This window comes from Myxococcus guangdongensis (assembly GCF_024198255.1).
GTDB lineage: Bacteria > Myxococcota > Myxococcia > Myxococcales > Myxococcaceae > Myxococcus > Myxococcus guangdongensis.
The window spans coordinates 234114-259973 of sequence record NZ_JAJVKW010000007.1 but is presented as its reverse complement, the minus strand read 5'-3'; the positions used below and the strand labels follow the sequence as shown (position 1 = coordinate 259973).

21 protein-coding genes are annotated in these 25860 nt (G+C 70.6%); 4 read left to right on the top strand and 17 right to left on the bottom strand.

What is annotated here, in order from left to right; all coding sequences use genetic code 11:
• Positions 1 to 18 precede the first annotated feature (18 nt).
• A complete protein-coding gene (locus tag LXT21_RS22885) occupies positions 19 to 2436 on the bottom strand; it encodes a DEAD/DEAH box helicase (RefSeq protein WP_254040302.1) in 2418 nt (805 codons plus the stop codon).
• 89 nt (positions 2437 to 2525) lie between these two features.
• On the opposite strand from LXT21_RS22885, the gene LXT21_RS22880 reads away from it, so the two are divergent.
• Positions 2526 to 3773, top strand: a complete 1248-nt coding sequence (locus LXT21_RS22880; RefSeq protein ID WP_254040301.1) for an ArsB/NhaD family transporter — start codon at positions 2526 to 2528, stop codon at positions 3771 to 3773.
• 1 nt (position 3774) lies between these two features.
• On the opposite strand, the gene LXT21_RS22875 is transcribed toward LXT21_RS22880, so the two are convergent.
• A complete protein-coding gene (locus tag LXT21_RS22875; protein ID WP_254040300.1) occupies positions 3775 to 4599 on the bottom strand; it encodes a hypothetical protein in 825 nt (274 codons plus the stop codon).
• Between the two features lie 161 nt (positions 4600 to 4760).
• Between LXT21_RS22875 and LXT21_RS22870 the strand changes: the two genes are divergently transcribed.
• On the top strand, positions 4761 to 5453 hold the full coding sequence (locus tag LXT21_RS22870) for a GspE/PulE/PilB domain-containing protein (RefSeq protein ID WP_254040299.1): 693 nt from the start codon (positions 4761 to 4763) through the stop codon (positions 5451 to 5453).
• A gap of 15 nt (positions 5454 to 5468) precedes the next feature.
• Here LXT21_RS22870 and LXT21_RS22865 read toward each other — a convergent pair whose 3' ends face one another.
• From LXT21_RS22865 to trpS, 6 genes are all read right to left on the bottom strand, one after another.
• Positions 5469 to 7526: a cyclic nucleotide-binding domain-containing protein gene (locus tag LXT21_RS22865; RefSeq protein ID WP_254040298.1), complete on the bottom strand. Its 2058-nt coding sequence runs from the start codon at positions 7524 to 7526 to the stop codon at positions 5469 to 5471.
• A complete protein-coding gene (locus LXT21_RS22860; protein ID WP_254040297.1) occupies positions 7526 to 9646 on the bottom strand; it encodes a HEAT repeat domain-containing protein in 2121 nt (706 codons plus the stop codon). Before LXT21_RS22860 ends, LXT21_RS22865 begins: the two co-directional genes overlap by 1 nt.
• An 83-nt stretch (positions 9647 to 9729) precedes the next feature.
• The gene (locus LXT21_RS22855; RefSeq protein ID WP_254040296.1) at positions 9730 to 12171 is read right to left on the bottom strand and encodes a pseudouridine synthase; all 2442 of its coding nucleotides are present in this window, start codon (positions 12169 to 12171) and stop codon (positions 9730 to 9732) included.
• Positions 12172 to 12195: 24 nt separating this feature from the next.
• Positions 12196 to 13179 (bottom strand): SMC-Scp complex subunit ScpB, encoded by a 984-nt coding sequence (gene scpB, locus LXT21_RS22850; RefSeq protein ID WP_254040295.1) that lies wholly within the window; start codon positions 13177 to 13179, stop codon positions 12196 to 12198.
• A complete protein-coding gene (locus tag LXT21_RS22845) occupies positions 13166 to 14035 on the bottom strand; it encodes a segregation and condensation protein A (RefSeq protein WP_254040294.1) in 870 nt (289 codons plus the stop codon). Before LXT21_RS22845 ends, scpB begins: the two co-directional genes overlap by 14 nt.
• Positions 14036 to 14200: 165 nt before the next feature.
• Positions 14201 to 15247 carry a tryptophan--tRNA ligase gene (gene trpS, locus LXT21_RS22840; protein ID WP_254040293.1) on the bottom strand — a complete coding sequence of 349 codons (1047 nt, stop codon included), beginning with the start codon at positions 15245 to 15247 and terminating at the stop codon, positions 14201 to 14203.
• Positions 15248 to 15530: 283 nt separating this feature from the next.
• Between trpS and LXT21_RS22835 the strand changes: the two genes are divergently transcribed.
• Positions 15531 to 16715 (top strand): DUF4388 domain-containing protein, encoded by a 1185-nt coding sequence (locus LXT21_RS22835; RefSeq protein ID WP_254040292.1) that lies wholly within the window; start codon positions 15531 to 15533, stop codon positions 16713 to 16715.
• Here the strand turns inward: LXT21_RS22835 and LXT21_RS22830 are convergent.
• The 8 genes from LXT21_RS22830 to LXT21_RS22795 form a co-directional block, all read right to left on the bottom strand.
• Complete coding sequence (locus tag LXT21_RS22830) at positions 16619 to 17275, bottom strand: Uma2 family endonuclease (RefSeq protein ID WP_254040291.1); 657 nt, start codon at positions 17273 to 17275, stop codon at positions 16619 to 16621. The genes LXT21_RS22835 and LXT21_RS22830 overlap by 97 nt on opposite strands.
• A gap of 128 nt (positions 17276 to 17403) precedes the next feature.
• Complete coding sequence (gene xerD / locus LXT21_RS22825; RefSeq protein WP_254040290.1) at positions 17404 to 18330, bottom strand: site-specific tyrosine recombinase XerD; 927 nt, start codon at positions 18328 to 18330, stop codon at positions 17404 to 17406.
• 65 nt (positions 18331 to 18395) lie between these two features.
• Complete coding sequence (locus LXT21_RS22820; protein WP_254040289.1) at positions 18396 to 19346, bottom strand: hypothetical protein; 951 nt, start codon at positions 19344 to 19346, stop codon at positions 18396 to 18398.
• A gap of 60 nt (positions 19347 to 19406) precedes the next feature.
• Positions 19407 to 20018 (bottom strand): L-threonylcarbamoyladenylate synthase, encoded by a 612-nt coding sequence (locus tag LXT21_RS22815; RefSeq protein ID WP_046713758.1) that lies wholly within the window; start codon positions 20016 to 20018, stop codon positions 19407 to 19409.
• 35 nt (positions 20019 to 20053) lie between these two features.
• Positions 20054 to 21352 (bottom strand): cation:proton antiporter, encoded by a 1299-nt coding sequence (locus LXT21_RS22810; protein ID WP_254040288.1) that lies wholly within the window; start codon positions 21350 to 21352, stop codon positions 20054 to 20056.
• Positions 21349 to 22569, bottom strand: a complete 1221-nt coding sequence (locus tag LXT21_RS22805) for a sodium:proton exchanger (RefSeq protein WP_254040287.1) — start codon at positions 22567 to 22569, stop codon at positions 21349 to 21351. The genes LXT21_RS22810 and LXT21_RS22805 overlap by 4 nt, the downstream gene beginning before the upstream one ends.
• 32 nt (positions 22570 to 22601) lie before the next feature.
• Positions 22602 to 22940 (bottom strand): hypothetical protein, encoded by a 339-nt coding sequence (locus LXT21_RS22800; protein ID WP_046713755.1) that lies wholly within the window; start codon positions 22938 to 22940, stop codon positions 22602 to 22604.
• Between the two features lie 38 nt (positions 22941 to 22978).
• Complete coding sequence (locus tag LXT21_RS22795; protein WP_254040286.1) at positions 22979 to 23434, bottom strand: general stress protein; 456 nt, start codon at positions 23432 to 23434, stop codon at positions 22979 to 22981.
• A 354-nt stretch (positions 23435 to 23788) separates the two neighbouring features.
• Here LXT21_RS22795 and LXT21_RS22790 point away from each other — a divergent pair, with 354 nt between their 5' ends.
• Positions 23789 to 24529: a TVP38/TMEM64 family protein gene (locus LXT21_RS22790; protein WP_256571912.1), complete on the top strand. Its 741-nt coding sequence runs from the start codon at positions 23789 to 23791 to the stop codon at positions 24527 to 24529.
• 50 nt (positions 24530 to 24579) lie between these two features.
• Here LXT21_RS22790 and LXT21_RS22785 read toward each other — a convergent pair whose 3' ends face one another.
• Complete coding sequence (locus LXT21_RS22785; protein ID WP_254040284.1) at positions 24580 to 25791, bottom strand: proprotein convertase P-domain-containing protein; 1212 nt, start codon at positions 25789 to 25791, stop codon at positions 24580 to 24582.
• Positions 25792 to 25860: the final 69 nt, after the last annotated feature.

Sequence of the window (25860 nt, the reverse complement as noted above, 5' to 3'; positions counted from 1 at the left end):
CGCCGAGCCCTCCGCCGTCTACTGCACGCCCGCGATGCCGAGCAGGCTCAGCACCTCGAGCCCCAAGCGCTTGCGCGGATGAGGGTCCACGGGCGCCTGTCCCGGCATGACACCCGACGCCGGACCGATGCACGCCGGGCAGCCCTCCTCACACGCACAGGACTCCAGCAGCCTCCGCGCGCGCACGAGCATCTCGTCGCGCTGGTCAAACAGCCGCGCCGCCAGCCCCACGCCGCCGGGGATGTTGTCGTAGAGGAAGATGGTTGGATCGAACCCCACCCCGCCATCCTTGCGCGGCGGCCCGTCCGCGTCATCGCGACTGCCCAGCGTCTTGCCGATGTCCCGGGGGTCGATCATCAACCCCACACACGCCACCGTGCGCAGCGCCGTGGCGATGCCGCGCAGCGCGTCGATGACCGCGGGCCTCGGCGCCTTCATCGAGCGCACCACCGACTCCGGCACCGTCAACCAGAGCGCCGTGGTGTGCATCTGCATCTCCGGCAGCGCCACCTCGCCGTAACCCACGTTCTCGTGCGTGTGGTACTTGATCTTCTTGTACCCCACGACCTTCTCGATGACGCTCACCTCGCCCATGCCGGCCTGGAGCGACGGGCCCACGGGCGCGCCCTGGTCCTCCTGGATGACATTCACGCGCACGTACGTCATCGCGTCCGTGAAGTAGTCCGGCGCCACCTTGCGCACGTAGGCCTTGTGGTTCTCGTAGTCGAACTGCTCGACCTGATACTGCTCGGCCTCGTGCTGGTAGATGGCCTGCTCGTGCAACATCGTGTGCGCCGAGCGGAAGTCCATCTCCGCCAGCGTGCGGTCCGTGCCGCGCTCGATGATGACCACGTTGTCCCAGCCCACGCTGCGCAGGGACACGTGGTTCGCCGGATACGCATCCGAGGACCAGTGGAACACGCGGCGGCCCCCCTCCCCCGCCGTGGGATGCACCACCTGGTGCTGCGCGAGGAACCCCAGCGCCTCCGCCGTCGACTCCGCCGGCACGTCGCCGAAGGACTCGCCCTCCTCGAACGGCAGCTCGAACGACGCGCACTTGAGGTGCTGGACGAGGATCTCCACGTTGTCCGGGTCGATGCGCGCGTGCTCCACCGGCGCCCCGATGAGGAAGCGCGGGTCCCCGGCCAGGTACTGGTCCAACGGCGCGCTCGACGTCACCAACAACGCCAGACTCCCCGCGCCACGACGACCCGCGCGGCCGAAGCGCTGCATCAGCGCCGCCACCGAGCCCGGGTAGCCCGCGCACACCACCGCGTCCAACGAGCCGATGTCGATGCCCAGCTCGAGCGCGTTCGTCGCGACGACACACCGCACGTCTCCAGCGCGCAGCGCCGCCTCCGTCGCCCGCCGCGTCCCCGGCAGATAGCCGCCCCGGTAGCCCTGGATGAGCGACGGGTCCAGCTTCTCCTCGACGAACCGGTCGCGCAGGTACTTGAGCATCACCTCGATGTTGTTGCGCGACTGTCCGAAGAGCAGCGTGGACACGCCCGCGCGCACCAGGTCCGACGTCAGCCGCACCGCCGTCTTGAGGTAGCTGGCGCGGATGCCCAGCTCCGCGTTGACCACGGGCGGGTTGAACACCATGACCCGCCGCTCCCCCGCTGGCGCCCCGCTCTCCGCGACCAGCTCCACGTCACAACCGAGCATCCGCCGCGCGTGCGCCTGCGGATTGCCGATGGTCGCCGACGCTGCGATGAACACCGGGTCCGAACCATGGAAGCGCGCCACCCGACGCAGCCGGCGCAGCACGTTGGCCAGGTGCGAGCCGAAGACGCCCCGGTACGTGTGCAGCTCGTCGATGACCACGTAGCGCAGGTTTGAGAACAAACGAGCCCAGCTCGCGTGGTGCGGGAGGATGCCGGTGTGGAGCATGTCGGGGTTGGTGAGCAGCACGCCCCCCCGCTCCCGGGCGGCGCGGCGTGCGTCCGCCGGGGTGTCACCGTCGAAGGTAATGGCGCCGTGGGTCAGCCCGGCCTCGCGCATGAAGGCCCGGAGGGACTCCTCCTGGTCTCTCGACAGCGCCTTGGTGGGGAACAGGTAGAGGGCGCGCGCCTGGGGCTCGCGGGCGAAGCGGTCCAACAGCGGCAGGTTGTAGCAGAGGCTCTTGCCCGAGGCGGTGGGCGTGGCGATGACCAGGCTCCTGCCCGCGCGGGCCAGCCGGAAGGCCTCGGCCTGGTGGGAGAAGAGCTGCTCGACGCCTCGCTGGCGGAGCGCCTCGCGCACCTGGGGGGCCACGTCCTCGGGGATGGGCGCGAACGAGCCGACCCGGGCGGGCGTGGCCTCGTCGAGCGAGAAGCAGGGCGAAAGGCCCCGGTCCGCCTTCCATTGCTGGAGCACGGAGTCCAACCCCCGGGGGGCGTTCCACGGGGTGCGACGCGGGCCACCGAAGGCCCCTTCTTCCTTCTCGAACTTCATGGGTGGGGCACTGTACAGGTGTGTACCGGGGCGGACAACGCGAACGCGGTCGAGCACGCCGGACGGGGCTCGGCTAGGTTCCCGCGCCCGTGGCCCTCGCCATCTTCCTGTTCACCTACGTCTTCATCGCCGGCGCCCGGCTCCCCTTCCTCAAGCTGGACCGCCCCGGAGGCGCGCTGCTCGGCGCGGTCCTCATGGTGGTGTTCGGCGTGGTCTCGCCCGCGGAGGTCTTCAACCACAGCGAGGACACCGCGAAGCACGCCATCGACGCGGACACCATCGTCCTGCTGCTCGGGATGATGCTGCTGGCCGCGTACATGTCCCAGGCCGCCGTGTTCCGCACGGCCGGCGCCTGGGCGGTGCGTCGAGCCCGCACGCCGCGCTTGTTGTTGATCGCGGTGACGTTCATCTCCGCGGTGCTGTCCGCGTTCCTCGTCAACGACACGGTGTGTTTGATGCTCACGCCGCTGGTGCTCGCGACGGTGGAGGACGCGAAGCTGCCGCCCGTGCCGTACCTGCTCGCGGTGTGCATGGGCAGCAACAGCGGCTCGGTGGCGACCTTCACCGGCAACCCGCAGAACATGCTCATCCAGGGCGCGTCGGGAATCTCGTACGCCAGCTTCGCGGCGTACATGGCCGTGCCCGCGCTCTTGTCCACCGTCATCGTCGCCGTGGCGCTGGTGTATCTCTTCCGCAACGAGCTGAGCACGAAGCGCTTCGAGCCCCAGCCGCCACCGCCTCCGGTGGACCGCTGGCTGCTGGTGCTGACGCTCACGGTGACGGCGGGGGTCATCGTGGCCTTCTTCGCGGGGCTGCCCATGAGCTGGAGCGCGCTGGCCGGCGCCGCGCTCGTGATGGCGCTGTCCCGTCGTGAGCCACGCGAGGCGCTCGAGCGCGTGGACTGGGTGCTGCTGTTGTTCTTCGCCAGCCTGTTCGTCGTCGTCTACGGCGTGAACAAGCACGGCTGGGCAGAGGAGATCCGCCTCATCTTCGCGCCGCTGATGGCGGGGCCGCCGTGGCGGGAGACGCTGGGCTTCGCGGGGCTGACGCTGGTGGCGTCCAACCTCTTCAGCAACGTGCCCTTCGTCATGCTCGCGCGCTCGTGGGTGCCCTCGCTGCAGAACGTGGAGCTGGGCTGGCACGTGCTCGCCCTGGGCTCCACGCTCGCCGGCAACCTCACCCTCGTCGGCAGCGTCGCCAACCTCATCGTCTTCGAGGCGGCGCGCGGCAAGGTGGACATGTCCTTCATGCGCTACCTGCGCGTGGGCCTGCCCGTGACGCTCGTCAGCTTCGTCGTGGGAATCGCGGTGCTCCTCGCGGAGCACGCCCTGTTCTGAATCAGGGGTCCGGGTCCGGCAGCTCGCCCGGCGGCAGCTCCTGCTCGGGCTGCCTGGGCGGCTCGGCGAAGGTGGGCGTGACGGCGTCGGGAGCGGAGGGGCCGGGAGGCGCCGCCACCGTGGGGCCGCCACGACGGTCCTTGGGCGTGAGGTCCTTCACGAACTCGAGCGCCACCTGGTCCAGCAGCGTGGTGAGCGCCTGGCGGAACAGGTCCGGGTTCTTCCCCACCTTGAACGGGTCCAGGTGCTCCGCGCCGGACTCCACCTGGTCCACCTCGAACGGGTGGCGCCACACCTCCGAGCGCCCATCCAGGGTGAACATCCGGCCGTAGCCGCGCAGGAAGGCGCCCGCGTGGCCCTTCTTGCTGCGCATGCCGTACTCCTGCACGACGAACTCGACGATGGTGTCCGCGCCCAGCGGCGTCACCAGGTCGTAGTCGGGCGCGTTCGCGGGGACCTCCTCCACCAGGAAGCTCTCCAGCACGGAGGCCACGCGCGCCGGGTCCACCGTGTACGTCCACGGGGCCTCGCGTGGCAGCTGCGTGAGCGTGTTGACGCGCAGCCGCTCCGAAATCTCGAAGCGCGTCACCGCCTGCTGGAGCTTCACGGTGAGCCGCCGGTCCGCCTCCACGGGCTCCAACTTCTTGAGCTTGTCGCCGTACGCGGAGTCTTCGCGGAATACGAAGCTGCGAGGTCCCGCGCCGTCCTCGATGCGGGAGATGAAGGCGGGGCGGCGCACGCGGTCCAGGTCGGCGCCGGCGAGCCGCTGCGACGCACAGCCGGCGCAGAGCGCCAGCGCGAGAAACGAAAGAAGGCTTCGCGTCATGGCCTGAGACTTACCCCATTGCGGGGCGGCCCGCCGCTTCCGGGCCCCTGGCGCCTCCCTGCCCTCCCTCCGAGCCGTCCGCTGGTATGCTCCCGCGCGTGAATCCTTCCTCCGTGGCACCCCCTCCCCCCGGCCGAAAGCGCCGGCTCGGGGAAATCCTCATGGATGCGGGCCTCCTGACCGAGACCCAGCTTCGCTCCGCGCTCGCCGAGCAACGCAAGTGGGGAGGCCGCCTGGGCCTCACGCTGGTGCAGATGCGCTTCGTGGACGAGAGCTCCATGGTGCATGCCCTGTCGCGCCAGCTCTCCATCCCCACGGTGGACCTGGATGCCGTGACGCCGTCCGCCCCCGCGATGCAGGCGCTGCGCGTGGACATCGCCGAGCGCTACACGGTGTTCCCCACCGCCTTCGAGCCCTCGAGCAAGCTGCTCACGGTGGCCACCTCGGACCCGACGAACGTGGAGTCACTCCAGGAGCTGGCGTTCCACACGGGCCAGCGGCTCCAGGTGGTGGTGGCCGCGGCCTCGTCCATCGAGCGGGCCATCCGCCGCCACTACCATGGGGAGATCACCTCCACGACGGCGTCGCCGCTGGCGTTCGGAATGGACGAGCAGACCTTCGAGCTGGCGCCTCCGTCCGAGCTGGCCGTGGAGATGATGTCCGCCCCGCGCCCGTCAGGCCCGTCGTCCGTCCGCGAGGGCGAGCTGACGCAGCAGGTGGAGGCCCTCACCCAGAAGGTGACGGACCTGGAGCGCATGGTGGCGCAGCAGGCGCGCTCGCTGCGCGCCATGCTGGAGCTGCTGGAGACGCGGGGCCTCGTCACCCGCGACGACTACCTCGCGAAGGTGCGCTGAGGCCCGAGGCCCGGTTCAGACGAGGATGAGGTCCTCGTCGCCGTCCAGGGCCTCCATGCCGAGCACCTGCTCCGTGCGGCGAAGGCGCTCGTCGCTCAGCTCCGAGATGAGCACCAGGATTTGAGGGTGGCTGGAGATGAGCGCGTCGAAGTCGGCGCGGGGCAGTCGCAGGAGCGTGGTGTGACGCCCCGCCGTCACGGTGGCCGTGGCGGGCGTCTTCTGGAGCAGGGAGATTTCGCCGAACAGGTCTCCCTCCTTCAGTCGCGTGAGCAGGTGCCCGTCCTTGTGCACCTCCACCTCGCCCGAGAGCAGGACGTAGAGCCCGTCCGTCTGGTCTCCGTCGCGGATGATGACGTCACCGCGCTCGACGTCGCGGGCGCGGAAGCGCTCCACCAGCGTGCGCCGGTCCTTCCGGTTGAAGGGACGGAAGAGCGCGGAGGTGTTCATCACGTTGGTGAGCAGGCGCTGACGCACGAACTTCTTCAGGGCCGCGGCCACCTGTGGATGGCTCCGGGAGAGCGAGGCCAGGACGGGCGCGGAGATCTCCAGCAGCTGAGTGTCCTCGGAGGCGGCCTCGACGGAGGCCGTGCGCGGAGCACCGGAGAGGATGGCCATCTCGCCGAAGAACGCGCCGCCCTCGAGCACGGCGAGCTCCACGCGGCGCTCCGCGTCCATCCGGAAGACGCGGGCCTGACCCTCGCAGATGACGTAGAAGGCGTCGCCGTGGCTGCCCTGCTCGATGATGCGCTCACCCGCGCTGAAGCGTCGCAGCGGGCAGCGCTCGAACAGCTCGATGAAGGCGTCCCGAGGAAGGTCCGAGAACAGCGGGATGGTCGGCAGCGCGTCCAGTGAGGGCGCGTCGGTGATGACCTCCTCGGTGAGGCTGAAGACCTCCTCCTCTTCGCTGATGGAGGTGCTCTCGGAGCGCTGATTCAGGCCCGCCTGGGCGGCGAGCTCCACCGCGTGCAGGAGGGAGTCCGCTTCGAGCTCCAGCTCGGTGAAGGACGAGGGGCGCGGCATCACCGCGCGCAGCGATGCGCCCAGCTCGCGAGACACCTCTCGGAACGGAACGGCCGTGGCACCCGCGGGGGGCGTGACGTCCGTGCGCCGAGGGCGCAGACCCGGAGGCGCCGAGGGCGGGTCGATGACCGTGGGCGTCGGCGGGAGGCCCGGCTCCAGCGCCTGTGCATCCCCGATGGGCGAGGACAGCGCCTTCCACTTCCCGCTCACGGGGGACTTCGGCGCGGGCACGGGGGACGTGGGTGGAGTGATTCGCTGCGTGGCGCGCGGCGCGAGACCTGGAGGCAATCGGCTCGTCGCTCCCGCGGAGGGAGGCGCGCCCGGCTCGAACTCGCCCACCACGACGTCGAAGCCCTCATCGTCGGAGGCGGCGCTCGCGGAGGACGACGGTGCTTCGCTCGCGGCGGTGACCTCGAAGTGTGGCCCGCTCGAAGGCTGTGCCACGGCGACGGTGCTCGTGGGGGCGAGACCCGCTTCGGACAGGCCGGTGCTCGACGGCTCGACCACCGCCTGGGAGGACGGTGCCTCATCCTCGTGAGGGGTGGGCTCGGCTTCCTGCCCCACGCTCACGGAATGGACGACGACCTCCTCGGAGCTGGAGGCCGTCTCGACGGAGAGCTCGAGCTCGTCCGATGCGTCGCCCGACACGGGTTGGGGCGCAGGCACGGGACGCTCGGGCGGAGGCGGCGCGGAGAGCGCGCTGCCCATGGGCCCGCGAGCCCGGGCGCCCACGGGCGTGCCGCGTCGCGCGTAGAGGTTCGCCAGCATCTGCTGGACGCCCTGGTGGCTCGGGTCCAGCTCGAGGATGAGCTTGCTCGCGGCGATGGCGCGCGGGAGGAAGCCCTCCTTCGCGAAGCCCTCCGCGGCGGACTGGTACGCGGCGACGGCGCGCTCGCGCTCACCCGCCTTGGCCCAGGCATCCCCCATTCGCAGGCGCGACTGGTGGTCCTTCGGGTCGAGCTTGCAGAAGTCCTCGTACAGCTCGGCGGCCTTGGAGAAGCGCCCCTTGGTGAAGGCCGCGGCGGCGCTGTCCTTGAGCTTGCGTGCTTCCATTACCGAGCCCCCTCCGAAGCCGTGCCCCCCTTCGCCAGCGCCGCGCCCGCCGCGTCACGCACGGTCCGGAAGTAGTCGCTCTTGAGCGCATCGAGGAACTCGGAGTGTGTCGTCGCGCCCATGCGCTTGAGCGACGTGGCCGCCGCCGCGCGAATCTCCGGCAGGTCGTGGAACAAGTCCCGCGCCACCACGTCGGCCGCCTGCACATCCCCGAGCGTCCCGAGCGCCAGCAGCACGTCGCGCCGCGCCACGCTGTTCGTCTCGTCGAGCGCCTTGACGAGCGTGGGCACCGCGTCCTTCGCCTGGATGCGCGCGAGCACCACCGCCGCGAGCGCCGCCTCCGGCCCACCCTCCTTCACCACGCCCTGGAGCACCGGCGACGCCGACGCCGGCACCCCGGGTCCCTTCGACAGCGCGTCCAGCACCAGCAGCTTCTCGCCGCCCATCTTCGGCAGCGCCTCCAACAAGGCCACCTGCCCCGCCTCGCCCGACTCGGCCAGCGCCTGCGCGAGCGTCTTCTGGAGGTCCCGCTCGGGCTCGAAGATTCCCTCGCGAGCCACGGCCACGCCCTCTGCGCCCAGGCGCGTCAAGCCCACGAGCGCCGCGGTGCGCAGGGGGATGCTGGGGTCCTGGCTGTAGCCCTTGAGCAGCTCCAGCGCCCCCGGCGCGCGCAGGGTCCCCAGCGCGCGAATCAGCGTCGCCAGCGGAACGAGCCGCTCGGCCTCCACGTCGTCGAACAGCTCGCTGGGCACGCGCGGCTTGACCACGGTGCGCCCCGCGTCCTTGGCCCGCTGCGCGTTGAGCGCCTTCACGCGCTCGAAGAGCGAGGCATGGCGGGAGGCGCGCTCGTCATGCGGCGCGCCCGTGACATGGGGCGACGTCGTGGCCGAAGGGTCGAACCCCGCGCCGTACGTCTCGGGGAGCTTCTGGGGGACCCAGTCCGCGCGCAGCGCCTCGAGCCCCTTCGCCTCCTGCTCGTAGAGCTTCTGGAGCTGGGGAATGACAGACGCGTCCCCCACTCCGGCCACGGCGTCCACCGCGAGCATGCGCAGCGTGGCGTCGTTCTGGTTGAGCCACGGCGTCACCTTCGCGAGCAGCGGCTGGGCCGCGGGGCCGAGCCCAGCCACGGCCTGGAGCCCGCTCGCGGCGGTGGCGGGACGCGCCAGTCGCTCGCCGATGGGATCCAACGGACAGCCGCCCCGGGTGCGCATCGCCAGGGCCGCCGCGAGCGCGTCCGACGGGGCCCCATCGAGCGCGACGGCGCACAGCGCGGTGTCGGTCTCCGGCGTGCGCGGGAAGGACAGGATGGCGTCGATGGCCAGCGGGCTCACCGCGCTCTTCTCCACGGCCACGGCCTGGAGGCGGAGCGCGGCGGCGGGATCCTGCAGCTTGCTCAGCGCGATGATGGCGGACTCGCGCAGCTCCGGGAAACTCTCGTCGAGCAGCAGCGCGATGTCGCCCACGGCCCGCTTGTCGCCCGCGTCGCCCAGGCCACGCACGGCGGCGGCGGCGAGGATGACCTGGCTGTCGCGGACCAGGGGCAGGAGCCGGTTCACGGCCTCGGGGCGACCGCTCTTGCCCAGCTCCTCGGCGGCGCCGACGCGCTCGGGGAGCTCGCCCTCGGTGAGCGTGAGGAGGTTGCGGTCCCACTGGCCCTTGGCCTCGGCGGCCACGACTTCCGCCATGGCGCCCGGCACGTTGGCGTTCTTGAGGGCCTGGACGATGACCTGGCGGGTGGTGCGGCCCCGGCGCCCGTACTGGAGCGTGAGGTAGGCCTTGGCCTTGTCGTTGCGCACCTTGGAGAGCGCCATGGCCGCGCGGCCCTGGACCTCCTCGTCGGAGTCCTCGAGCAGCTCGCCCAGCAGGTCGACGACGCGAGGATCCTGACTCTCTCCGAGCGCGACGGCCGCCTCCGCGCGGACGATGGACGCCAGGTCCTTGGCCGCGCGGGTGAAGAGAATCAGGTCATCGGGATTGCCCTGTCCGGCGAGCTTCTTCACCGCCAGGGCGCGGACCTCCGGTCGAGGACTCTGGAGGTCTGCGAGGAGCTGGTCCCGGCTCCCGTTGCAACCGAGGACCAGGGCCAGCATGAGGATGTAGGGGCGTGCGCCGGTTCGCATCGGTCTCCGCTGAGGGAAACAGTGGAAAAGTCGCGGGGGGTTATATCAACACCCCCCTTGTCGCCCAATCCGCCGTGTGGTCCTCAGCGAGGTCGGCGAGGTCCCTTGGAGGGGGCGCCGGACCGGCCGCCGCGGGGAGCCTGAGCGCTCCAGCGGGGCTTGGAGCCGGATTCCTTCTTCTTGCCCCAGTCCTGGAACCCCTCGGACTTGCGGCCGCCCTCGGGAGCGCTCCCTCGGGAGCCCCCTCGGACGACTCGCTCACGGGGAGCGCCACGGTCGTCGTAGGGGGTCCAGGCCTTGCCCTCGCCGCCCGCTCCCTTGGGGCCCCTGCCGCCGGGCTTCGCGCCGAAGCCTCCGCGACCCCGAGGGCCGGAGCCCTCCGCGTCACGAGGACCCCGAGACGGACGTCCCTCGGCGCGGCCGCGCGGAGCGCCCTTGTCGCCGAACGAACGACGCGCCGGGCCACCCGCGCTCCGAGGCCCGCCGAAGCGAGGACGGCCTTCGCCGCTGGCCGCGCGATCGGAGCTCCCGCCACGACCGAACCGGGCCTGGCCCGTGCCACCCGCACCACGGGGACCCCGAGGACGATCCTCGCTGCCCGCGCCGAAGGACTTGCGAGCCGGGCGATCCTCGCCACCGGCACCGAAGGACTTCCGGGCCGGACGGTCCTCGCTACCGGCACCGAAGGACCTACGGGCCGGACGACCCTCGTCACTGCCAAAGGACTTGCGAGCCGGGCGATCCGTGCCGCCGGCGCCGAAGGACTTCCGGGCCGGACGATCCTCGCTACCGGCACCGAAGGACTTGCGAGCCGGACGATCCTCGCTGCCCGCTCCGAAGGACCTACGGGCCGGACGATCCTCGCCGCCGGCACCGAAGGACTTGCGAGCCGGACGATCCTCGCTGCCCGCTCCGAAGGACCTACGGGCCGGACGATCCTCGCCGCCGGCACCGAAGGACTTGCGAGCCGGACGATCCTCGCTGCCCGCTCCGAAGGACCTACGGGCCGGACGATCCTCGCTACCGGCACCGAAGGACTTGCGAGCCGGGCGATCCGCACCGCCCGCGCCGAAGGACTTACGGGCCGGACGACCCTCGTCACCGCCGAAGGACTTACGAGCCGGGCGACCCTCGTCACCACCGAAGGACTTACGAGCGGGGCGACCCTCGTCACCGCCGAAGGACTTACGAGCCGGACGGTCAGCGCCACCAGCGCCGAAGGACCTACGCGCCGGACGATCCTCGCCACCGGCACCGAAGGACTTGCGAGCCGGGCGATCCTCGCTGCCCGCCCCGAAGGACCTACGCGCCGGACGATCCTCGCCACCGGCCCCGAAGGACTTGCGAGCCGGACGATCCTCGCCACCCGCGCCCCACGTCTTGCGCGCAGGACGCCCCTCGCCTCCGGCGCTCCGAGCGCCACGAGGCCCCTCGTCACCACCGAAGGACTTGCGAGCCGGACGCCCCTCACCGCGAGCACCCTCGCCCCACTCCTTCCGAGCAGGACGACCGAAGCGCGACGCGCCACCCTCGGCACGCGGTCCACGCGAGCGCGGAGCATCCCCGCTCCCGAACTCCTTGCGCGCAGGACGACCCGCACCCGCGCGGTCCCGACCGAAGCGCGCGAGCCCCGAGCCACCCTCACCCGCCGGCTTCCGCTCCGCACGAGCCGCCGGCTTGCGGCGCACAGGCGCCTCATCATCCACGGCCAACTCGTCCTCATCCGACTCATCGAAGCCCGGCGCCGCGCGACCATGACGCCGAGGCGGCAGCCGCAGGTCCGCCGACGGAGGCGACGTCTTCCCGTCAGCCACCTCGTTCAGCAGCTCGACCTCGGTCTTCTTCAGCGGCCGCAGCTCACCCGGACGCAAGCCCTCCACGCCGACACCCGCGTAGGCCGGACGGAACAGGCGCACCACCGGGTGACCCACGGCGGCGCACAGGCGCTTGATGAGGTGCGGACGGCCCTCCGCCACGACAATCTTGAGCCACGTGTTCTTCTCGGCGGCCTCGAACACGCCCACCGACACCGGCGTGGCCATGCCGTCCTCCAACCGCACGCCGCCGCGCAGCTTCTCCAGCGTCGGCACGTCGGGCTGACCCTTCACCTTCGCCAGATACGTGCGAGGCACCTGGAAGCTCGGGTGCGTCAGCTTGTGCGCCAGCGCGCCATCATCCGTGAAGAGCAGCGCTCCCTCGGCGTCGTAGTCCAGCCGGCCCACGGGGAACAGGCGCTTGCCCGTCTCCTCCACGTAGTTCGCCACCGTCGGCCGCCCCTGGGGGTCCGACAGCGTGGTCACCACGCCCACGGGCTTGTAGAGCAGGAAGTAGGACGATTCGTCCGGCGGCGTGACGAGCTTGCCGTCCACGGAGACCAGGTCCGTCCCCGGCTCCACCCGGCTCCCCAGCTCCGTCACCGTCGTGTTGTTCACCGCCACGCGGCCCGCGGTAATCAGTTCTTCTGCGTGCCGGCGCGAAGCAACTCCCGCGCGGGCCAGGTACTTCTGTAGTCGTTCGGCCGCCATTACTTCCCCTTCACTTGCTGCCCGTCACTCGGGCTTCTGCCCCTCGGTGCCCGTCTCGGGCTTGGGGGCTGTGTCCAGGACACTGGAGCTGGCCTTCTGTATCTGGTCAGCCGCCGCCATGGCTTCCTCCAGGTCCTCCAGCGCGGCCTCGCTCGCCGCCGCGCTCTTCTCCATCCGCTTCGTGAATCCCGGGTCGGAGAGTGCTTCCACCGTCCCCGCCGCTGCCGGTGCGGGTCGTACTTCTTTCTCCACGATTTCGCGATGCTCCTGCGTGAGCTCGTGGAATTCCCGCAGCGTGGGCAACGCCGACAGGTCCTTCAGGGCGAAGAACTCCAGGAATTCACGCGTAGTGCCATAGAGGATGGGTCGCCCCACCTCCTCGCGCTTGCCGAGGATCTTCACCAGCTTGCGGTCGATCAACGCCTTGAGCACGGCGCCGCAATCCACGCCGCGGATGTCTTCCAGCTCCGGCCGCGTCACCGGCTGCCGGTAGGCGATGATGGCCAGGGTCTCCACCGCCGCCCGGGTGAGCCGCTGGGGCTTCACGCGCAGGTAGCGCCGGACGTACTCGCCCGAGTGGGGGTCCGTGCGGAACTGCCAGCCGCCGGCCACCTCGTACAGGACGATGCCGCTGATGCCGTCCCGGTGGATGCCGGACAGCTGGTTGAGCGCCTCGGCGATGAGCGTCTGCTCGATGCCGGTCGCCTGGTACAGCTCGTCCACGGACAGGGGCCGCTCCGACACGAAGAGCACGCTCTCGATGACCGTCCGGACGCGATCCCCAGACAGCTTGCGGCTCTTGGAGACCAGCTTCTCGAAGGAGGTCTCCAGGTCGGGGGTGGCCTCCGAGTCCTCCTCGATGGCCGCCGCCTCCAGCTCGTCCAGCTCGTCCGCCGGGCCGGGGCCCGTGACGGCCGCCAGCTCCTCCTCGGAAAAGGGGCTCGGCCCCCCGGACGCGGCGGACTCCTCGCCGTCTCCGCCTCGGGAGCCTTTCCTACCGGTAGTCACTCTCGTCGACCTCCGTGGGGGCCAGCCGCTCCAGGGCATCCCCGTTGGGCAACAACAGGATGGGCCCGAGCGGCTCGTCCTGTACCACACGGATGAGCCGGCGTTTCACCATTTCCAGAATCGCCAGGAAGGTGACGACAATCTCCTGGCGGGTGGGCGTGTCCTCCTCGGTGAACAGGCTCTCGAAGAGGACCTGTCCCTGGGGACGCAGCCGCCCGACGATGCGCAGGATGGCCTCGGAGAGGGTGATCTTCTCCCGGACCACCTCGTGCTGGACCTTGGGCGTCAGCCGCTCCAGCACCCGGTCCAGCGCCTCGATGAGCTTGAGGACGCTGAACTCCTGCAGGCCCACTTCCTCCTCCGGGATGGGCACCGCCTCCACCGGGACGCTGCGCGAGAACACGTCCCGGCCCAGGATGTCCTGGCGGGCCATGTGTTCGGCGGCGTCCTTGTACTTCTGGTACTCGAGCAGCCGGCGGACCAGCTCCGCGCGGGGGTCCTCGGGCTCCTCCACCGCCGCCAGGGCCTCGCCGCCCTCGGGCACCGCCACCGCGTCCTGGCGGGGCAGCAGCATGCGGCTCTTCAAGTGGGCCAACGTGGACGCCATCACCAGGAACTCCCCGGCGATGTCCAGGTTGATCTCCCGCATCCGCTCCAGGTGCTCCAGGTACTTCTCGGTGATGAGCGCCAGGGGGATGTCGAAGATGTCGACCCGGTGCTCCTTGATGAGATGGAGCAGCAGGTCGAGCGGACCCTCGAAGTTGGGCAGCGCGACGCGGAAGGCGTCCGCCGGGGTCCGGGGCGGAGCGCCTTCGCCGAGGCCTTCATCGGCCGATGGCGGGCGGCCGTCACTCACCGGCGTGTCCTGGCGGCCCTTCTGGCTGTCGGTGGCTGCTGGTCATCACGCAAGGGCCCGGATTCGCGTGATTCTTCGAGCGCGAACCGGGGGACACACCTCCTTAACAGTGGGTCCCAGGTGGGTCAAACAAACGGCGGTAAACACCCGTTCAGGCCCTGAACCTCAGGGGATGCCCACCGCGCGCCGGACCTTGTCCATCAGGACGGAGGCCTCCTGGCGGGCCCGCTGGGCTCCGTCCTGGAGGATGCGCTCCAGCTCCGCGGGGTCGCCCGCCAGCTCGGCGTACCGCTGACGGGCCGGTCCGAAGGTCGTGTGGAAGGCCTCCAGGAGCTTCTTCTTGTAGTCCCCGTAGCCCTTCCCTCCCGCCCTCCACGACGCGTCCACCTCCGCGAACTCCGACTCCGGCAGCATCAGCTTGAGCAAGTCGTAGAGCGGCACCTCGCTGACCAGGGACGGGTCCGCCGGCTTCCCCTCGGGCACCGGCTTGGGCGCCTCCACCGGCGTGGAGTCCGTCTTGATGGACATGATGCGCTTCTTGATCTCCTTCTCGTCCCCGAACATCTCGATGGTGTTCCCGTAGGACTTGGACATCTTCTTGCCGTCCACGCCGGGCACCGTCTGGGTGGCCTCCTGGATGCGAGCCTGGGGCAGCTTGAGGATGCCGGGCGCGTGGCCCCGCTCCTTGCCGTCCGGGTCCGCCGGGTCGTAGCCCTTCACGTACTCGGTGTTGAACTTCACCGCCCAGTCGCGCGCGAACTCCACGTGCTGGATCTGGTCCTTGCCCACGGGGACGAAGTCCGTGCTGTACAGCAGGATGTCCGCCGCCATCAGCACCGGGTAGGCGAAGAGGCCGAAGTCGGGGCTGATGCCCTTGGCCACCTTGTCCTTGTAGCTGTGGGCCCGCTCCAGGTGCGCGTGCGGAACCACGGTGCCAAGAATCCAGTTGAGCTCGAGCACCTCGCGCACGTCGCTCTGGCGGAAGAGCACCGCCTTCTTCGGGTCCACCCCGAGCGCCAGGTACGCCAGCGCCGCCTCGCGGGTGAGCTCCAGCGCGAGCTTCGCGTCGCGCACCGTGGTGAGCGCGTGCAGGTTGGCGATGAAGTAGTACGCCTCGCCCTCCTCCTGGAGCTGCACGAACTGGCGAATGGCGCCGAAGTAGTTGCCGATGTGCAGCTTGCCGGAGGACTGCACGCCTGAGAGGGTCCGCATGTCGGTTTCCGAGTCGGGAGTCAGCGCGCAGAGTCGTTTTCGCGCGTCGTGTGTTCTGTGGTGTCGCGGTGGTTCGCACACCCGCCGCGCCCCTGCAATCTTCCGTTCAGTCGCGGGCACTCCCCGTCCCTGACGCCCGCCCGCCGCGAGCCTTCATGGAAAATTGCGGCGCGCACGGAAATCCTGAGTGATTCCAGGCCCTTGCGGTTGAAGCAGCGGTGGGTGGAGCGGTACCCTGGCCGTCGCACCTGCGAGCAACCTCACCTCGGGAGGACGGACCGGCATGGAGTCATTCAAGGGAAGTCTCGCCAGCTATCGCCTGCAGATGGTGATGCCGCCGTTGTTCTCGACCGCGGGGGTGGAAGGCACCCTGCGCGTGGAGCGCGGCGCCATCCGGCGCTGTTTCCAGGTGAAGGACGGCTTCCTGGTCGGCGAGAGCTCGAATGACCCGCGCGAGCACCTGTCCCAGGTGTTGGTGAACCTGCGCATCCTGGATGCGCCCCGGGCCGCGGCGGCCTTCGAGGCGGCGGAGGGTGCGGGCTCGCCCTACGGCACCTTCCTGGTGCAGCGCTGCTTCGTGGAGCTGCCCCGCCTCATCGAGGCGATGGAGCACAAGGCCCGCGAGGCCCTCTTCGACTGCTACGGCTGGGAGTCGGGCGAGGTGGAGTTCACCCCGAAGCTCCCGTCGTCCGCCCGCGCCGTGGGGTTGAAGCTCTCGTTGAACGGCCTGCACCGCGACGCGGTGACGCGGCTGCGCGAGTGGTCCGTGTTCCGGGAGGTCTTCCCGCACCTGGACGCCACCTTCAGGGTGTTCCGTGAGTTCGCCGTGGAGACATTCTCCGAGGAGGAGGACAAGCTGCTGGAGCTGGCCGCGGGCGGCGCCACGCTGGGGGAGATGCTGGCCACGGCGAAGGAGGCCCCGCTGTTCGCCGCCCGGTGGATCCTCCACCTCTATCGCCGGGGCGCCCTGGCGCCGCGCCTGCCCAAGGGCCCCAGGCTGGGAGAGGCCGCGGAGCTGGCCGAGCTCTTGAACCTGGTGAAGCGCTTCCTGGAGTCGGGCAAGTTCGACCACGCCGTGGCGCTGGCGGCGCAGATCCTCGAGCGAGGCCCCGTTCCCGAGGCCCACGCCCTCTACCGCGAGGCCGAGGTCCGCCTGACGCTGGCCCTGAGCGACGAGCTGTTCGCCCTGGACGGGCGGCTCGTCTTCGAGCCCATCCCTCGCCCCACCCCATCGCAGCTCACGGCGGATGACCTCTACCTGTACTCGAAGCTGCGAGGCAGCCGGAGCATCCGCCAGGCCCTGCGCACGGCGGCCATGGGAGAGCTGGCCGCGTCGCGTTCGGTGCACCGGCTGATGGCCTCCGGGCTCATTCATGTCGCGCCCCTGCCCGGCTCCGACGCCACCTCCGAGGCACGGCGCACCAGCGCGGACGCCTTCGTCGCCCCCGCGGTCAACGTGGGCTCCTGAAGCCAGAGGGCCCCCAGGTCCAGGACCACCGCGTCGAAGGGCTCCGCGCGCATCCGGGCGGAGCCTTCATGCAGCCCCACCCGCGCCCAGCCGCGGGTCCCACGCCGGTACACCTCGACCCGACACCCGTCCGGGTCGATGAGCCAGACATGGCCCACGCGGGCCTGGTGGTACGCCTGCATCCGCGACGCGAGGTCCCGACTCCGGGTCGAGAGCACTTCGCAGACCCAGTCTGGCGCGGGCGTGAGCCAGGGTGTCCGTGGCTCGGGAGGCTCCGGCACCTCGGCCCGTCGCCAGGCCGCCAACGCGGGGACGACGACTCCCGACTCCAGATGCAGCTTTGGCGTCTCCAGGAACCACCAGCCCCCAGGACCCCCCCGGGCCCAGTCGAAGGGCCGCACGAGCAGCGCGCCCACCCGATGCACCAGCGGGAGCAGCTCCACCGCCGCGCGAGGCGAGGGCTCCGGCCACAATCCCTCGAGGGTCTCCGCCACCCACGGCAGGGGTGGCGCCTCGATGTCCTCGTACGTCCTGGGCTTCTTTCCTCGGATGTCTCCCACGCCTGCCTCCGTCGATGGGACTCCCAGCGTCCCTCGCGCGACACCCCACCTCACGGGATGTCGACCTGATACGTAGGCAGTCTAACGCCCGGTCTGACATGTCGGGTCCACCGGCCCCGCCCTCGCGGCTACGTCCCCGCCTTGCGCTTCTTCTTGGGGGTGAACGCATCACTGCGCGGATGGAACTCGTCGTAGACCGAGCGCAGCCGGGCGCTGTTCACGTGCGTATAGATTTGCGTCGTGGCCAGGTCCGCGTGACCGAGCATCTGCTGCACGGCCCTCAGGTCCGCGCCGCGCTCCACCAGGTGCGTGGCGAACGAGTGCCGCAGCTTGTGTGGAGACAGCGGCTTGAGGATGCCCGCCTTCAGCGCGTAGCGCTTGATGAGCTTCCAGAATCCCTGCCGGGTGAAGCCCGCGCCCCGAGGCGTCACGAACAACGCCCGCGCCTCGCGCCGCCCGAGCATCGCCGGACGCGAGCTGGCCAGGTACTCGCGGACCTTCTCCACCGCCACGCGCCCCAGCGGGACGACGCGCTCCTTGGCGCCCTTGCCCTTCGCGACCAGGTAGCCCGCGCTCAGCTGCACGTCGTTGACGCCCAGGCCGCACAGCTCGCTGACGCGCAGCCCCGTGGCGTAGAGCACCTCCAGCATCGCCTTGTCCCGCAGGCCCGCGGGTGAGCCCTCGTCGGGCGCGGCGAGCAGCTGCTCCACCTCCTCGAGCGTCAGGAACGAGGGCAGCTTGCGCGCCGAGCGCGGCGTGTCCACGTCCTCCGTCGGGTCCTTGTCCGCCAGCCGCTCGGCGACGAGGAACCGGTGGAAGCCACGCAGCGCGGCCAGATGTCGCGCCTGGCTGCGCTTGCCCAGGCCGCCCTTCGTCAACGCGGACAGGTGCGCGGTCACATCCTCCTGGCGCGCGCGGGTGACGTCGTCGACGCCGCGCCCGCGCAGGTCCTCGAAGTACACGGTGAGGTCCGCGGCGTAGGCATCCACCGTCTTGCCGGACAGCCCGCGCTCGGCGCGGATGAACGCGATGAACGCGTCGAGCAAACCTTCCATGGGCGCGAGGCTAGCGGACCCTCGCGCCGAGGCAATCCAATGCCCCCCACTTCCCTTCGCGTCCGTCAGCCATGCGGACCGCCCGTGGCACCCTCCGTCGTCGAGGCGCGCTCCAGCGCCTGCACCACCCACGGCCAGCCGACCAGGATGTTCCCCGGCGAGCGCAGGCAGGCATCCGCCACCGCCAGCACCTCCGCGGGCCGCGAGCGCACCGCCAGCGCCAGGTGTCGGCTCAGGAACGGGTGCGGCAGGTAGCTCAGGTTGTGATGGCGCACCGGCACCCAGTGCAGCGTCGGGCGCCCCGTCCACTTCTCCACCGCGTACGCCACCGCCGACGCGAGCACCTCCAGCGCGTACAGCGGCAACCGGAACGCGCTCACCAGGAAGGCCACCAGCGCCGACGCCGCCACCGCGCCCGCGAACGACATGTTGGCCTGCCGGCTCCACACCACCATGGGCACCACGCTGGTGACGATGGCCGCCACCTGCACCCGCCACACGGACGGGCCCCGCCCACCGCTGATGCTCGCGATGCTGCCCACCGACAGTCCGGACACCATGCCCAGGCAGATGCCCACCGCCACCCCCGCCGCGCCCCCGAGCACCGGCCCGAAGGCCCCCGCCGCCGTCGCGTGCAACCCCACCAGCATGGACAGGCTCGCGAGTGAGCCCAGCATCACCCCGGCCGCGAGCCCCGACACTTGCGCGAGCGCCAGACCCACGGCCGAACAACACAACGCGGACACCGCCCAGCCGCCGCGAAGTGGAATGCCGGCGCAGTACAGCCCCAGCCCCAGGAGCCCCGTCACCAGCGGTGAGCCGACCACCAGCATCACCAGCATCCGCCGCACGTAGAGCCCCGCGGCCCTGCCGCCGTTGGCCTGCTCACGCCACAGCTGGCCGATGCGCCCACCCGGCGCGAGGATTCCTGCCGCCCGGAGCCTGTAGTGCAGGTCCACCGGGCGGAACAACAGTAGCAATAGCAACCTCATCAGCGACGGAACGTGCTGCGGCATGTCCGTGCGCGTTGGCTCCGCGGCCCCTGATTCCACGGCGGCCCCCCTCTTGTTCGAGTTTCAGTCCTCCAGCCTACCCTTGCCCTGCCTGAGGATTTCAAGCGTATCGCCGATGAGTGAAACCACCGTCGACGGTTCGTTCAATGTCACGCCCCCGTCGAGGATGAGCTCCAGCCCGTGGCCGAACGCGTCCTTGATCTCCCGAGCGTCCGTGAGCGGCTCACCGTCCGTATTGCTCACCGACGTCGTCACCAGAGGGCGCCCGAGCGCACGCGCCAGCTCGCGCGCCAGGGGGGCATCCGGGACCCGGATACCCACCTGTTTCTGTTTCGACATCATCAAATCGGGCACCAGCCGCGTCGCCTCGAGGATGAAGGTGAACGCACCTGGAGTGAGCCCCTTCATCGTCCGATACGCGAAATTGCTGACGTGAGCATAACGGGCCACGTCCGACAGGTCCGGGCACAGGAAGGACAGCGGCTTCTTCTTGTCGCGTCCCTTGAGCTGGTAGAGCCGCTCGATGGCCTTCTTCGAGCCCAGATCACAGCCCATGCCGTAGTACGTGTCCGTCGGATAGGCGATGAGCCCGCCGCGCTCGAGCACCTCCACCGCGCGCTGGATGTGGCGCGGTGACGGGTGCTCCATGTCCACCTCGAGGATGGGTGCGGCCATGATTCGTGTATCCCTCCTGCGTGCGGCCCTGGAGCCTACGCGGTTGCCTGTGCCTCGTCCGTCCTGACTTCTCCACTGGCCGTCAGTGCACGTCGCGTCAACACCGGCCCCACCAGTTCGTGCGCGGTGATCATCGCGACGATGAGCACCTCCACCTGGGGACCGAACGTCGGGAACGTGCGCGACACCAGCGCCGCCAGGCCGAACGTCACGCCCGCCTGCGAGATGAGCCCCATCCACAGGTACTGCTTCAGTCGCGGGTCATCGGCGGGCGCGAAACGTCGACAGGCGAACCAGATGGCCAGCCCCCGCAGCACCACCAACAACAGCGCCGCCGGCCCCACCGTCATCAACGCGTCCAGCTTCAACCCCGCGCCGGCCGCCGCGAAGAAGAGCGCGAACACCGGCAGGCCCGCGCGTTGGATGGCGTGGTGGATGCGCTCGCCCTCGCGCTCATCCAGGTTGGCGATGAGCGCGCCCGCCGCCAGCGACACCAGCAGCGGGGACAGGTGCAGCCGCGTGCCACCCTCCGCCGCCGCGAAGGACAGCCCCACCAGGAACAGCGGCAGCTCCTGCTTCACTCCCCGCATGTAGAGGAGCATCACCAGCGCGAGCACCCCACCCACCACCACCGAGCCGAACAGCTCCCACCCCACCCCGCTCAGCAGGCCCGTCACGTCCAGCCCGCCGCCGAAGCTCGCCCGCGTCAGGCCGGCCGCCAGCGCGAAGGCCACCATGACGAACAAGTCGCCGATGATGACCAGCGCCATCAGGAACTCGGTGAACGAGCCCTTCGCGCTCGTCTCCTGGACGATGGCGATGGTCACCGTGGGCGAGAACGACACCACCACCGTGGACACCAGCGCGCTCACCGCCAACGCCTGCTGCCACGTCATGGGCGCCAGGAACGGCAACACCGGCTTGAGCGCGAACGTCGCCGCGAGGCAGACGGTGAAGGTCACGCCGCACACCGCGGCGCACAGGAGCGCCACCCTCGCGCCCACGCGGCGGATGAGCCCCAGCCGCAGCTCCGTGCCCGCCACCAGCGCGATGAGGCTCACCGCCAGCCCCTTCACCAGGTCCAACCCCTTGACGCCCTCGCCCGGGATGAAGCCCAGCGCATACGGCCCCACCGCCACGCCCACCAGCAGGTAGCCCGTGAGCCGGGGCAGTCCCAACCCCTTGGCCACCTTGCCCGCGAACAGACCGCACAGCAGCAGCGCTCCGGCCGCCAGCGTCACCGGCGTGCCCGCGTCCTCGCGCAGCACCTGGGCGCGGCTGATGATGGCCAGCAGACCCACCAACAGCAGCAGCCGCACCACCGCGCCCTTCATGTCGCCACCCCCACGCCCGCGGACGCCGGAGGCTCACGCGGAGGCGGTGGCGGGAGGACCTGTCGGAAGGCTGGCCCCGCGAGCAGCTCGTTCACCACCGCGCCCACCACCACCACGTCCAGCACCCGACGCGCCAGCGTGCCCGGCACCAGGAACTCGTACTCGGCCACCAGACACAGCGCGAGCCCGCCCTGCGCGATGAGCGCGTAGCCCACCCGGGGCGGCAGCTCCAACACGCCCCTCGCCAGCCGCTGCGTCAGCCGTCCCCCCACCACCTTCCCCAGGAAGCGCAGCCCCACGAAGCCCGGCACCAGCGCCCAGGCCGCCCAGTCGCGCGTGTACAGCCCGCTGCCCACCAGGAACACCACCACCAGGAACACCGGCCGCTCCACCCGCCCCAGCGCGCGCGCCACCCGCTCCACCGTGCGCCCGCCCACCAGCGCGAGCGTCGCCCCACACGCCACGCCCGCCAGCAGCGCGGACACCCGCAGGTACGCCGCCGCGCCGCCCACGAGCGCCACCATGCCCAACGTCACCGTGGTTAGCTCCGCCAGGTCGTTCATCGCGTGGGTCAGGAACGCCAGCAGCGCGCCGCACAGGACGCCCAGCAGCATGGCCAGGCACACCAACCCCAGCCCCTCTCCCGGGTTGGAGCCCGCGCCCAACACCAGCGCCACCGCCAGCACCGCCAGCCCCAGCGCATCGTCGAGCATCGTCAGGAGCGCCACGCCCAGCCCCCGCGCCCGGTCCATCCGCCCGCCCCGGTACGCCAGCACCGCGAAGTGTCCGGAGGACAGGCTCGCCGCCGCGCCCAGCAACGACGCCGCGCCCACCGCCGCCACCACCGAGGGCCGCGACGTCAGCACCAGCGGCACCACCAACGGCACCGCCACGAACAGGAACGCCGTGCCCGAGTGCGCCAGCGCCGCCGCGTACACGGGCCGTGGCAACAGCCGCAGCAGCCGCGGCTCCAGGTTCAACCCCAGGATGACCCCCGCGGTGCCCAGCCCGAGCGCCATCACCGGGCGCATCAGCTGGAGGTCCTCCGGGGAGAGCACCCCCACCATGGAGGGGCCCAACACCACGCCGAACAACAAGAAGAGGAAGCCGCCCGCCGCCAGCCGCGCCAACGCGGGGAAGCGCCCCGGGTCCAGCGCCGGACTCGACGCCAGCAGGGAGAGCGCCGCGATGGCGAGGAAGACGAGCAGCGCTTGCACGGGGCTTGCTTACACCGGCCGCGCCCCGCTCGTCACGAGCGCCGGTGGGTGGGTGCGGCGATCACCGGCAGGGCCACCAGCCGGCCCATCGGGGGATCATCCGCGTCCATCTCCAGCTGGACACGTTGGATCATCCGCTCCATCTCCTCGGCGGAGACGCCGGGGAGCGTGCTCACCAACAACACCCGGTCCTCGTCCGCGCCGAGGGCCAGACTGCGAAGCCCCGCGAACACGGGGACCTCGGCGGACAGCGCCGCGGCCGCGCTGCGAGCTCGGACCACCAGCGGCTCCGGGATTCCAAACTCCCGGAGCCGACGGATGGCTCGCTCGGTGCCTTCCACCTGCTCGAGGAACGTGATGACCAGGTACACGCGGGCCGTCTTACCGGGTCCGCGCGCTGTTCGCCACGCTACTCGTTCTGGCCGGGGCCCGCCGTCTCACCGGAAGGAGCCGCCGGAGGCGTGGTGGAGCCCTCCTGCTGTGGCGCCGCGGCGCCGCCCTCCTGTGCCGCCATCGCCGCGCGGGCCGCGCGCTTGCCCTCTTCGATGAGCTTCTTCACCTTCTGCCCACCCTTGCGGCCAATCTCCTCGTAGAAGTTCGGCCCGCGGGTGGCCTTGACCCGGTCGCCACCCTTCTTGCCGATCTCCTCGTAGAACTTGGCGCCGCGCTCGGCCTTCACCGTCTCGCCGCCCTTGCGGCCAATCTCCTCGTAGAACGAGCGACCTCGCTCCGCCTTCACGGTCGCTCCGCCCTTGCGGCCGATGGTCTCGTAGAACTCGCGACCTCGCTCGTTCCGGACCGTCTCGCCACCCTTACGGCCCGCCTCGGCCACCGTCATGCTGCCCTTGTTGTCCTTGTCCGACATTGCGCCCTCTCCTCTCTTGGCTGCCTGCCCCCATCCCTCACCGCGATTGCCCCTTGCCTGAAACCTTGGGACGGAAGCGCCCCGATGCAAGCAAGCTCCGTACACCGCCAGCCGTTCTCGCCTGACCCACCACACCAAAACCCCAATGATTCCGGAGGGTTCGTCAAGCTCGCCCTGCTTACTTTCCCGGCGGAGGCATGCCCGGCAGGACGCTCTCTTGTTGAAAACAATTCCCTCCGCATTGCCGATTCCCGAACCGATTCTCACTTTCATGCCCGCGGCGCGCGCTCTCGTGCCGCGGGGAGGCGTTGCGTGGCGCAGGGTGCGAAGACATGGCTTCGGGTCCTGGCCCCGATGCTCGTGTCCGTGGGCGGACTGTTGACGCTCCGGCTCTTGGGGCCGGACTTCATCGACCAGCGACACTTCTCGGATCTGCTGGCCCCACTGGGTGATGCAGCGCCTTTGGCATACATCGCCTTCCTCGCCGTACGTCCCCTGACGTTGCTGCCCGGGCAGCTCATGACCGCCGTGGGCGGAATGATGTTCGGGACGCTCGCAGCGACCCTCTATTCACTAACGGGCAGCTTCCTGGCCGCCATGTTGCTCTTCGTGCTGGCACGCAAGCTGGGGACCCGGCCGATGAAGCGCCTGGCGGGAGGCAAGTACCCGGCGCTCGCGCGCGCGGCGAAGCGCAATGACTTCCTCTTCTCCTTCACCATGTGCATCAACCCGCTGTGCCCCACCGACGTGATGCTGGCCGCGGCGGCCGCCAGTGGCGCGCGCTTCTGGCCCTCGGTGGCCGGCGTGATGCTCGGCACCATCCCCGGCACCTTCCTCACCGCGCAGTTCGGCAGCGGGTTGGCCCAGGGCCGCACGGTGATGACCGCGGTGTCCGCCGCGGGCCTCGTCCTGTCGTTGGTGCTGGGCGTGTTCATCGGCCGTCGCTTCTACAAGGAGCTCAATGAGGCTCCGGAAGTCCCTTCACCGCCTTCAGATGCGCGAGGGGATTCGACGGTTCCCGGCGTGCGGAACGTGACGGCCGCGGCGGTGCCAGCCACTCAGGCCAAGAGCGGCGGCGTCCCTGCCACGTATTGAGGCGCGCGCGGGCGTGGACACCCGCGCGGCCCCGAAGGTTCCCGCCGACTTCAGTCCCAGCGACTGGTGAGCTTCACGGACCAGGAGCGCAGCGTGCCGCTGCCCTGCCCCGTGGGGTTGGAGATGCGCAGCAGCCACTGGCCGTTGATGATGCCGTCGCGCGGGATGCCACGCGTCACCGGGATGCGCGCCGGGGGCACGCCCTCGTTGGGGCCGTCCCACAGCAGGGCCGTCTCACCCCCCGGGTCCACCAGCGTCAGGACCAGCTTGGACGGCTGGGCGTGCACCAGGTCCAGCTCCACGGTGATGTCCTCGGGCACGGACGCGAGCCCCACCACGCCCACGGAGGACACCCAGGGCGTCGTCGTCGAGGCCGGCAGCGACAGGTCCGCGTGGTTCGTGAACGTGCCCGCCATCCACGACGGACGGCAGAGCCCGTCGTCCGCGCCGGACTGGGGCCCCGAGCACGTCAGGCCCGCGGAGCACGGACGCAGCACGGAGCAGCTGTCGCCGTCGCCCGGCACGTACGCCGTGTTGCGGCAGCGGCCGTAGGCGATGGGACCGCCGAAGGCCCGGCCCGTGCACGACAGGCCCGCCTGACACGTGTTCGGCCCGGTGCAAGGGTCACCTTCCGGCGCGAGCGCGACGTGGTTCTTGAGCGCCTGGAGCCCCGCGCCGTCCATGAACGGCAGACGGGACAGCTCCACCAGGTGGTCGATGCGGCGCGCGTCGATGATGGCCTGCGCCTGGGCCGCGCTCAGGCCCACGGTGCCCTGCAGGACGTTGAGCGGCGCCGTGTTGGAGGCGGCGATGACCCGGCGGGCCTCGGCGAGGTTGAAGGCGACGCCGTGGAAGATGCCGACCTGCTCGTCCAGCGGCATCTCCACGCGGCCGGTGCCCCGGACATAGGCCTCGAGCGCCTCCAGCGCGGCCGGGCCCACCTGGGCAACCGCGTCCACCTGCGCGATGGAGACGAAGTGGCGATCATCCGCCGTGTACTCGATGCCGTCGGGGCCGTTGCGGTACGCGACGAGGTTCTGCGCGGTGAGCAGGTTGAGCGGCACCTCGTTGTCCAACACGGCCACCGTCGTCGAGCGGCTGTTGAGGAACGCCAGCACGCCCGTGGACGCCGGAGTCCCCGTCATCAGGGCCTGGGCGCGCGTCATCAGCACCGCGGCGGGCTTCTCGTCGGCGGGGGTACCACAGCCCAACATCAAGGGAAGAAGGGAAAGCGGCAGATACCGCATCAAGTTGATGGTCATGGAAACCGTGTACATCAGGTGTCCGACGGAGACTTCAACAGAGACGTCACGACTCGACGGTCACGCGCG